Source organism: Psychrobacillus sp., from assembly GCF_056205495.1.
On sequence record NZ_JBAEAP010000471.1, the window covers coordinates 1 to 6,767 of the forward strand.

Here is a 6,767-nt window from a genome sequence, read left to right on the forward strand (position 1 = left end):
AAAAGGTCATCTTATAGGGTTTTTGTTTTTAGCCTTGTTTTTTAATCACTAACTTCTAGTGAATAGAATATGACTTTGGAATATCTAACTTGTTGAACGTAAGAACAAATGGTTTAGATTCTGACCGTCTGGTTTACCGTATGTAAATTAAGAGCTATTCAAATAACTAAATTGCATTTATCGGTTGTTAAATAAACCAACAAGAAAGTGATACTGGATAAAATAATATATAAAAACTTTTTCAAGTATTTTGTGGATTTTAATTTTTCCTATCACGCTGTTTTCCTACTAAAAAATAAGAGGTGATCCAAGCGGTAATTGGAATGACTAATGTGACACCTATTGCTGCACAACATATAGTTATTATTTCGCTACTAAAAACTTTTGAATTAACAATTTCTCCAACAGAGTAAGATAAGTCTTTAAACCATATAAGTAAAGCCAAATAACTACCGAAGAAGGCAAAAAAAAGCGTGTTCGTACTCGTTCCTAAAATATCGCGTCCGATACTTATTCCAAAACGGAATAACTCTTGGCGCTTGATATTTGGATGATGATAGTGCATTTCACGCATTGGCGATGCAATAGCAATGGCAGCATCTGTGATGGCTCCAATTGTACTCATAATGATCACCGACACAGCTATCTTTATGAAATCAAGTCCAATGTAAAATGAAAACATCCCCAACTCTTCTGTTTCCTCTTCGCCAAAACCTTGTATCATTGCCTTATTTGTTATAGCAGTAATAAAGGCGACTAAGATGACGGTTGTAATAATCGTAGCTATAAAAGCCGTTTTCGTTGTGCGGTTCACTTTATTAATATAAAAGAGGTTAATACAACTAATGAGCACACATGCGATAAATGTTAATAAAATGGGATTTATCGTTGGAGCATTCATAAAAAATAGCGTAACGATAATGACTCCAAAATTAAAGAATAATGCAATAAAAGAACGAACGCCTTTTTGTCCGCCTATGACTGTCATCAATAGGAATAACAGTCCGGCAAGTAAAACGATTACATTCATAACTTAGCCTTCCTTCTCTTGACAAAAAATATAGCGGTATAAAGCCCAATTGGAATCGTGATAACAATACCGATACCGCCTGTTAATGCACGAACTAACTCAAGTGAAAGATTCATTGAAAGAGTGTAGCCGAGCGTAGACGAATTTTTAAAATAAAGTAACAGAGTAGGGATTGAACCACTAACATAAGCAAAAAATAAAATATTCGTCATAGTGCCCATAATATCCTTGCCGATTTCCATTCCAGATTTTGTGAGATCTTTTACAGAAATAGTAGGGTCTTTTTCATACAACCCAAAAATCGAAGTAGACATTGTAATCGAGACGTCCATTACGGCGCCTAAAGAACCAATAAAAATGCCAGCTAAAAATACAGTTTTGTATGGACGCGTTATAAATTGTAATTCCTCATAACGAAGGCCATTTTCACCTGTAACGACTAAAGCAATGTACGTAATGAGAAGTGACGAAAACGTACCAATCAGTGTAGCTATGATCGCAGCGAATGTCTTTTCGTTAACCCCATTCACGAGTAATAAAGAAACGACGGTAAATAAAATAATGCTAACCCCACAAATCCATAGCAGACTCTGGTTTGCATGATCGATATAAATGTCTAAGGCGAACCAAAGTAGCATCGCATTAAAAGCTAAACCAATAACAGATAACAATCCTTGTTTTTTTCCAATGAGCAGAAGTACAAAGATAAAGACCCACGCAATGATGACTAAATATTTATCACGTTTCACACCGGTAATCGTGCCAGTGTTTTCTTGGACTTCTTCAACTTGCTCATTAATAGAAATGAAAATTTCACTGCCAACTTCAAATTTCTGGTCAAATGCTTGAGATTCTGAAAACTCATTCGTTAAATGAACGAGTAAACCTTTTTCGTGACCATTTTTTACTTCGGCGATTATTTGCTGTGTATATAATACGTCTTTATTTTGATGAATATCTTTTACTTCTACTGAGTTGTCTATAGTCATTTCAACGACTTCTGCAATCGAATTTTTATATAGAGAATGATTATGGTACACAAATACAATCGAGCTAATAACACAACATATGAGAACAATCGCGAATATGCGCTGTTTCCATGTGGTCTTTTGATATATTCTGTGAAGAAACAGCATGTACACACCTCCTGTAAACAAGATTTAATTATATAATTCAAAAGTAAATTTAGCTAATTTCAATTTATATTTTACATGAGCTCCGACGTTTAACGAATTATTAAAGGTACTAGATAGATGTTTGATAGATAGAATAGGTTGGAGTATAACGTTAATAACAAAGGAAAAAAGACATTTTCAAAAAACGCTTCTCCATAACTGTTGCATTAGAAAAAAACAGTATCAAAGTAAAACAAGCTAGAAAATGTAAAAAGAACCCGGTGAACCGTGGTTCTTTTGTTCAAAATTATTAGAACACCATCTTAAACACACAGAGGACGATGTAAGCTATTGTTTTTTGGTTAGAGTTCCGATTAGGAAGGAAGGGAACACCTGGCTATTAGAGCTGCTGTGATCCAGAATTGGTAAGAGTGAGGTCTATATGGGATAAAGTTTGAAACTATTTCTTCTTTCAACCGTATAAAGAAGTAGAAAAAAAGAAAGAAGGATGGATAAATGGCTTTTGTATTTATTATTTCAGCCGTAGTCGCAGTACTCACTGCATTATTAGTAGTCCCACTTGGCGGCGATCGTAAGGATAAAGTGTCTTCTATTGCTTTACTTGCAATCCTAACGTTCGTTGTAGTCGCAATCATATATTATGTAACAAATTTAGATAGAAACTGGACTGCCTTATGGCCGTGGCTAGTATTGATCACCTTTGCAGGAACGTTTTTGGCAAGAGGTGTAGAACAAAAGGTAAAAGGTATCCTTTTACTAGGAAGCTTAGCTTTAGCAATTTATATGCTATCAGCACCTGTGTGGAATGCTGATAAAAAGTATGAAGTAGCAAAAATGGATGAAGAAGTTGAAATTGAGGCATTCGATGAAACGAAAACACCAGCGAGTGTTCCTCCTAAGTTTGCGCGTAACAAAATGAAGAAGGCGTTTGGTCAAGTACCAGATACAAGCTACTATGAATTAGGTAATTTGCAAATTCAAAAGGTAAATGGCAAGTACGTATATATCGCACCGGTAGAATTTTCAGGATTCTTCAAATGGTGGAATGGAGACGTTACGCCAGGTTATTTCACAATGAGTGCAACTGATTCAGCGGATAACCCTAAATTTGTGAAATCCCAAATGACCTATACACCATCGTCATTTCTTCATAAAAACTTAGAAAGACATATGCGTATGAAGCATCCGACTAAAATTTTCTATGGAGATGCCCAATTAGAAATCGATGAAGATGGAAAACCATACTATATTCGTTCATACGGTAAATTTATCACTGCACGTAATGGCTTTGATGTAGAGGGGATCGTTGTTGTAGACCCAGCTACAGGTCAAACGGAATCATTTGCTTTAGCAGATGTACCTGAATTTATTGATGGTGCTGTTTCACCAGAAACTGTAAGCTTACAAAACAGTTATTATGGAAAATATGTACATGGTTTTATTAATAGCTTGATCGGTAAAAAAGAAGTGAAGCTTCCTTCAGACGAAGGGACGGAGGCTAATGTAAGTCCTATCTTCACTGAAAACGGAGAAATGTATTATTTTACAGATTTCACTAGCCCAAAAGAAGGCGTGGACTCTATGCTTGGTTACTCCTTAACAGACGGTCGAACTGGTAAAGCAACCTATTACACTGGTAACCTAGAGGATTCCTATATGGACTCACAAGGTGCACTTCAAATTATTGAAAAGAAATTTATTGAAAAGAAATGGTCTGGAGAAATGCCTGTTCTCTATAATTTTTATGGAGAAGCAAGCTGGCTAACACCAGTATTAGACTCAAACGGGTTTCTACAAAACTACTTTATCGTGTCAGCAGCGAACCCGGAAATCTCTGTTTACGGGAATACGCCAAATGAAGCGTTAAAACTTTATAAAACAGCTATTCAGCGTGGCGGAAGCACTGTAGACGGTAGTTCTAGCGCCGAGGAAAAATCAGTGTCTGGTACAGTAGTTCGTGTATTTAAAGAACGTGTAGGAGACTTCACCCAAGTATCGTTCCTACTAGACAATAAAGCAAATTACATTGTCTCTTCGGAAATGGCACCATTCGTTGTATACATGGAAGTGGGCGACAAGGTACAGGTGAAATATTTAGAGACTGGCGAGTTATTCTTACCAGTGAAGGAAGTAACGATAGAGGGAATTGAGTAGTGCTATAAAAAAGGGATTTGGAGTTATCTCCGAATCCCTATTTTTTCGCTAAATTTAAGGCAATATCAGCTTTTTCTAAGTCATGCTCCATTTGTTCGTTTAAATCATACGCGTGATACATTTCGTTTTTAATCATGTATTGTGCGATTTTATCATGTGTATCAATAGCATTATCCAGCTCACGACGCAGCAGCTTCTTAACAGAAGGAGTCGCAGTTTCCGTAATTGCAGTAGCTAGGTTTCTAACAGCTGCTTTAGAAGTAATTAATAAATCGGTAGCAATTGCTAAGTCGTCAATCATTGCCATTTCTTGTTGTTCTGTTTTTGTTTCCTCTTTTTTAGTAGCCATTTTAAATTCCTCCTAATTAATTATTTGCTTGCGTCTGCAAGGACTTTTCTTAAATCCTTAATAGCCTTTGTAGAAAGCTCTAAGTCTTCCTCTAAAATTTCTTTTAATTTTTTGTCTTGGACTAAATCCATAAATAATTTGCTTTTTGCGACACAAGAAGTTTTAAAGATTAACACCTCGTGCACCTCTAGTTGTTCGTGCAATGCCAGTTCTTTAGTAGCCATTTGAAATCCTCCTATGCAAGATTATTTTGTTTTAAATCATTTACCCCCTTTTATTTCTTTTAATCCTAAAAAGTTTTACTTGAAATAAATTTCAGTCTTTCATTTAAATAGAAAGGGAGAAGGATATTTGAAAGGAGACAGAAGGAAGGATATGCTAATAGAAGCAGTAGTTAAAGGAGGAGAAAAGATGGACGTAGTTATCGTAACTGGATCCACTAGCGGGATCGGACAAGAGCTTGTAAAACAACTTATAGATAAAGATAAGAAAGTATTTGGTATTGCAAGGGGAGAAAGTAAGCTTGAACATCCTAATTATCATCACGTTCTATTAGATTTAGCAGCAACCGAAAAGGTAGCAGAAACTCTAGAAGAGCTGTTGAATAACGTGATAGAAGAGGCAACATCACTGACCCTTATCAATAATGCAGGAACCATCGAACCAATAGGAACAGCTGGAGAGATAGATTCTAATCTAGTGGCTAAAAGCATTGCGGTAAACTTAACTGCACCTATGATATTAACTGGAACGTTTATAAGAATGACAGAACAAAAAGAAATTCCGAAAAAAGTTATGCAAATTTCTTCTGGCGCTGGTCGAAATGGGTATGAGGGGTGGAGCAGTTATTGTGCTGGGAAGGCAGGACTTGATCGTTTTACAGAAGCAGTACAGCTAGAGGAATCCAGGAAAACAAATGGTGTAAATCTAGTATCTATTGCTCCGGGAATTATTGATACGAATATGCAAGGGAAGATTCGGGAAGCCAAAGAAAGTGAATTTGCGTTAGTAAATAAATTTAGAGAGTATAAAGTGACCGGTCAGTTAAGTAGTGCAGAGGAAGTTGCATCCAAGCTGATAGGTTTTTTGGAAAGTGATCAATATTATACTAGTGAAGTTGTAACAGATTTACGACAACTGTAAGGAGTCATTTTATCTTTTAGGCAAAATCCGATACAATAGAGGGTATAGAATCTTGAACGTGAAATGGAGGCGCCTAGTTGTGCGTGAAGTAGCAACATTACAAAAAGAAGCAATGGATATGCTAAAGAAAACAAGCAGAACCTTTTATATTCCAATTACTTTTTTAGAGCCCACTCTGAAAAAGGCGGTTGCTTCTGCATATCTTTGTATGCGTGCAATTGATGAGATTGAAGACCATGAAACATTGGATGCACTAGTAAAACAACGTTTATTGTTAGAAACGAGCAAGATGCTTGTAAATGGTTTTGACAAAAAAGAATATGAACTACTTGTAGCTCCGTATCAGGAGCAATTACCAGCAGTTTCTCTACGACTTGGCGACTGGCTTGAAATCTGCCCAACAGATTTAGTGGCTACTGTTAAGACCTATACCGCTGAAATGGCAGAGGGAATGGCGAAGTGGGTAGAGAAGGAATGGCAAGTAAAAACAAAAGAAGACCTAGACGAGTATACCTACTATGTAGCTGGACTTGTTGGTGTAATGCTTTCTGAGCTATGGAAGTGGAATGCGGATATTGAAACTGACCGTGATTTAGCGATTGCATATGGAAGAGGCTTGCAAGCGGTAAATATATTAAGAAATAAAGATGAAGATAAAGAGCGTGGGGTACAATTTTTCCCTGAAGGATGGACACGTACAGATATGTTTGAATATGCGGAGGACAACCTATCTAAAGCGGACGAATATATAAAAAGCATTAACCGTAAAAGTATTCTGTTATTCTGCAAGCTGCCACTTGCACTAGCACATAAAACATTAAAAGCGTTGAAGAGCGGTAAAGAAAAAATGAGTCGCTCTGAAGTAGAAGAAACTGTGGTTGAAGTACAGGCAGAAGTTTAAAATTAAATAAACTAAAGCAATCTCGAGATATAGTGTCTCGAGATTTTTTAATAG

Annotated in this window: 7 protein-coding genes; 3 read left to right on the forward strand and 4 right to left on the reverse strand. The window is 36.4% G+C overall.

Translation table 11 applies throughout. The annotated features are described in order from the left end of the window. Positions 1 to 259 precede the first annotated feature (259 nt). A complete protein-coding gene (locus tag AC06OU_RS13630) occupies positions 260 to 1,030 on the reverse strand; it encodes a YibE/F family protein (RefSeq protein WP_475856466.1) in 771 nt (256 codons plus the stop codon). After that, entirely contained in the window at positions 1,027 to 2,166 is a 1,140-nt protein-coding gene (locus tag AC06OU_RS13635; protein WP_475856468.1) for a YibE/F family protein, read from the reverse strand. Before AC06OU_RS13635 ends, AC06OU_RS13630 begins: the two co-directional genes overlap by 4 nt. Positions 2,167 to 2,661: 495 nt before the next feature. Between AC06OU_RS13635 and AC06OU_RS13640 the strand changes: the two genes are divergently transcribed. Further along, positions 2,662 to 4,320, forward strand: coding sequence for a sulfite exporter TauE/SafE family protein (locus AC06OU_RS13640; RefSeq protein WP_169359277.1), 1,659 nt, complete (start codon positions 2,662 to 2,664; stop codon positions 4,318 to 4,320). Between the two features lie 37 nt (positions 4,321 to 4,357). On the opposite strand, the gene AC06OU_RS13645 is transcribed toward AC06OU_RS13640, so the two are convergent. Together AC06OU_RS13645 and AC06OU_RS13650 are read right to left on the reverse strand one after the other, a co-directional pair. Next, positions 4,358 to 4,669: a spore coat protein gene (locus tag AC06OU_RS13645; RefSeq protein ID WP_342567349.1), complete on the reverse strand. Its 312-nt coding sequence runs from the start codon at positions 4,667 to 4,669 to the stop codon at positions 4,358 to 4,360. Positions 4,670 to 4,689: 20 nt separating this feature from the next. Further along, on the reverse strand, positions 4,690 to 4,893 hold the full coding sequence (locus AC06OU_RS13650) for a YvdQ family spore coat protein (RefSeq protein ID WP_169359275.1): 204 nt from the start codon (positions 4,891 to 4,893) through the stop codon (positions 4,690 to 4,692). Between the two features lie 127 nt (positions 4,894 to 5,020). Between AC06OU_RS13650 and AC06OU_RS13655 the strand changes: the two genes are divergently transcribed. Both AC06OU_RS13655 and AC06OU_RS13660 read left to right on the forward strand, forming a co-directional pair. Beyond that, positions 5,021 to 5,812: an SDR family NAD(P)-dependent oxidoreductase gene (locus tag AC06OU_RS13655; RefSeq protein ID WP_475856471.1), complete on the forward strand. Its 792-nt coding sequence runs from the start codon at positions 5,021 to 5,023 to the stop codon at positions 5,810 to 5,812. Positions 5,813 to 5,891: 79 nt separating this feature from the next. Beyond that, on the forward strand, positions 5,892 to 6,713 hold the full coding sequence (locus AC06OU_RS13660; protein ID WP_475856473.1) for a squalene/phytoene synthase family protein: 822 nt from the start codon (positions 5,892 to 5,894) through the stop codon (positions 6,711 to 6,713). Positions 6,714 to 6,767: the final 54 nt, after the last annotated feature.

What these genes read in the sequence shown, in the direction of transcription:
- AC06OU_RS13640 (WP_169359277.1), top strand. Translation starts at nt 2,662, where the DNA reads ATGGCTTTTGTATTTATTATTTCAGCCGTAGTCGCAGTACTCACTGCA.
- AC06OU_RS13630 (WP_475856466.1), bottom strand. Translation starts at nt 1,030, where the DNA reads ATGAATGTAATCGTTTTACTTGCCGGACTGTTATTCCTATTGATGACA.
- AC06OU_RS13635 (WP_475856468.1), bottom strand. Translation starts at nt 2,166, where the DNA reads ATGCTGTTTCTTCACAGAATATATCAAAAGACCACATGGAAACAGCGC.
- AC06OU_RS13650 (WP_169359275.1), bottom strand. Translation starts at nt 4,893, where the DNA reads ATGGCTACTAAAGAACTGGCATTGCACGAACAACTAGAGGTGCACGAG.
- AC06OU_RS13645 (WP_342567349.1), bottom strand. Translation starts at nt 4,669, where the DNA reads ATGGCTACTAAAAAAGAGGAAACAAAAACAGAACAACAAGAAATGGCA.